Source organism: bacterium, assembly GCA_021372775.1.
In the GTDB taxonomy this organism is placed as follows: Bacteria; Acidobacteriota; Polarisedimenticolia; order J045; family J045; genus JAJFTU01.
In genome coordinates, this window is the sequence record JAJFTU010000429.1 from 1 (window position 1) to 2,533 (window position 2,533).

Consider the following 2,533-nt stretch of genomic DNA (forward strand, 5'->3'; position numbering starts at 1 on the left):
GGCGTCGGCGTCGGCCGCGGAGCGGTCGATCTGCGCCTTCGCCTCCTGCGCGGCGGGGCCTTGCAGCGCCTTGGCGAGCAGCGATTCGAACGGCGCGGGGGTCTCCGCGCGGGCCGCGAGGCCGGCCGCCGCGACGATCGCCGCCGCGAGCGCGAGGCGCTTCATGGCCGCCTCTTGAGCCCGGAAAGCAGCAGGTCGAGCACCGCGTCGATCAACCGGTGTCCGTCCGTCCCCTGGGGGGCGTCGTAGATGTCGGCGGCGACCATCGCCTCCACGAGCGCCTGAATGGCGGCGGCGGCGACCGAGCGCGGCCGGAACTCGCGGAAGACCCCCGCGGTCTCGCCGCGGGCGATGATCGTTTCGAGCAGCTCCCGCTCGCGCCGCTTGGCGTCGCGCTCCCCTTCGCGGAGCACGGTGGCCAGCTCGAAGCCGACGTCGCGCCGCACCGCGTAGAGGTCGCTCAGCTCGCGCAGGTGGCGCAGCTTGGCCTCGACGGCGGCGACGAGCGCCTCGTCCGGGGCCTCGCGGTCGGCGGCGGCCGAGGTCATCAGCTCGTACATCCGCTCGTCCTCGCGGGCCCAGACCAGCTCGAGGAGCTGCCGCTTCCCGCCGGGCACGTGGTAGTAGAGCGCCCCCTTGACCACGCCGAGCTCCTTGGCGATGTCGACCAGGGAGGACTTGCGGTAGCCGAAGCGGGCAAAGTGGCGACGGGCGACATCGAGGATGCGGTCCGTCGTCATCCGCGCGTGGATTGACTTTTCGGTAGTCATGGTCATAACGATAAGACCCCGCTCCGACGGCCGCAAGAAACGGCGCAAAAAAAGGCGGCGGCGCCGGCCGAAGCCGACGCCGCCGCCCTTGCGGACACGTTCCGACGTCAGGCGGACAGGTCGTCCAGCACGGCGCCGAGGAGCTTCCAGAACTTCTGGGCCGAGGGGATGCTGACCTTCTCGTTCGGCGCGTGGACGCCGACGAGCAGCGGGCCGAAGGAGACCATGTCCATCCCGTGGATCCGCTCGCCGATCAGGCCGCACTCGAGACCGGCGTGGATCGCGGTGATCCCCGCCTCGTGGCCGAAGAGGCGCGCGTAGGCCTTCCGCGTCACGTCGAGGACCTTCGACTCCATGTTCGGCTTCCAGCCCGGGTAGCCGCCGAGGTACTCCGACTTGATCCCGGCGAGCCGGGCGAGGCCGGTCTGGGCGTCGAGCATGTCGCGCAGCGCCGGCATCACGGAGGAGCGCGCGAGGGTGAGGATCTCGACCTCGTTCCCCTTCGTCGAGACGACGCCGAGGTTGGTCGAGGACTCGACGAGGCCGGCGAGGTCCTTGCTCATCGCCACCACGCCGCTCGGCATGGCGCGGAGGAAGTCGAGCAGCCGCGCGCTGTCGGCGACGCCGAACGCGTCGGAGGCGGAGGCCGCCTCGACCTTGACGTCGAGGCCGTCGTCCAGGCCCTTGAACTGGAAGCGCAGGTCTTCGACCAGCGTCTTCAGCGCGGCGCGGAAGGCCGCTTCCTTGTCGGCCGGCACGACGACGACGGCGTGCGCTTCGCGCGGGATCGCGTTCCGCTTGCTGCCGCCGGCGATCGAGGCCAGGCAGACCGGGGAGACCTTCGCCCCTTCCTGGACGAGGCGGACGAGGGTGTGGATCGCGTTGGCGCGGTTGTTGTTGATGTCGATGCCGCTGTGGCCGCCCTGGAGGCCTTCCACCTTGACGGCGAGCGCGGTCCCTTCGACCTTGGCCCGCGTCCCCTCGAACTGGAAGCGCAGGTCGCCGCCGCCGGCGCAGCCGACGAAGAGCGCGGTGTCCTCTTCCGAGTCGAGGTTGAGCATGATCCGGCCCTTCAGCAGCGAGCCGTCGAGCCCCTGCGCGCCGGTCATCCCGGTTTCCTCGTCGATCGTCATCACCAACTCGAGCGGCCCGTGGACGACCGTCGGATCGTCGGCCACGGCCATCCCCGCCGCCACGCCGATGCCGTTGTCGGCGCCGAGCGTCGTGCCGTCCGCGCGCAGGAAGTCGCCGTCGCGGACGACGTGGATGTCGCCGCGTTCCGGATCGTGCGGGCTCGAGGCGTTGCGCTCGCAGACCATGTCGAGGTGACCCTGCAGGATCACCGTCGGCGCCTTCTCGCGCCCCTTCGTCGCCGGCACGCGGACGATCACGTTCCCCACCGCGTCGACGACGGCCTCGAGGTTGCGCGACGCGGCCCAATCGCGGACGTGGGCGGCGATCGCCGCCTCCTGTCCGGAGGGGCGGGCGATCTTCGTGAACGCCGAGAAATGGCTCCAAAGAGCGCGGGGCTCGATCCCCGCGAACGGGTCGGTCTGGCTCATCTCATCCTCCGTTGCCGCCCGGCCGGCCGTGGGCAGCCCCCGGAGCGGACGCTTAGTTTACAACGTGGAGCCGACCGTGTTGGTCGGCCGTCGTCCGCGGGCGGACGGGGCCGTCCGCCGGCGGACGTTTCCGCCGAGCCCGCTCCTTTGGAATCAACGACTTGCGGCGGCACGCCCTTTGCTTTCCATCCCCGGCATGCT

General features: G+C 71.0%; 2 protein-coding genes. Both read right to left on the bottom strand.

Features of this window, described 5'->3' with window-relative positions:
• Positions 1–161 precede the first annotated feature (161 nt).
• Positions 162–740 (bottom strand): TetR/AcrR family transcriptional regulator, encoded by a 579-nt coding sequence (locus LLG88_14820; GenBank protein ID MCE5248178.1) that lies wholly within the window; start codon positions 738–740, stop codon positions 162–164.
• Positions 741–877: 137 nt separating this feature from the next.
• Entirely contained in the window at positions 878–2,332 is a 1,455-nt protein-coding gene (locus LLG88_14825) for an aminoacyl-histidine dipeptidase (GenBank protein MCE5248179.1), read from the bottom strand.
• Between the last annotated feature and the right edge of the window lie 201 nt (positions 2,333–2,533).

Excerpts from the sequence above, each read along its gene's own strand:
- LLG88_14820 (MCE5248178.1), bottom strand. The coding sequence starts at position 740 with ATGACGACGGACCGCATCCTCGATGTCGCCCGTCGCCACTTTGCCCGC.
- LLG88_14825 (MCE5248179.1), bottom strand. The coding sequence starts at position 2,332 with ATGAGCCAGACCGACCCGTTCGCGGGGATCGAGCCCCGCGCTCTTTGG.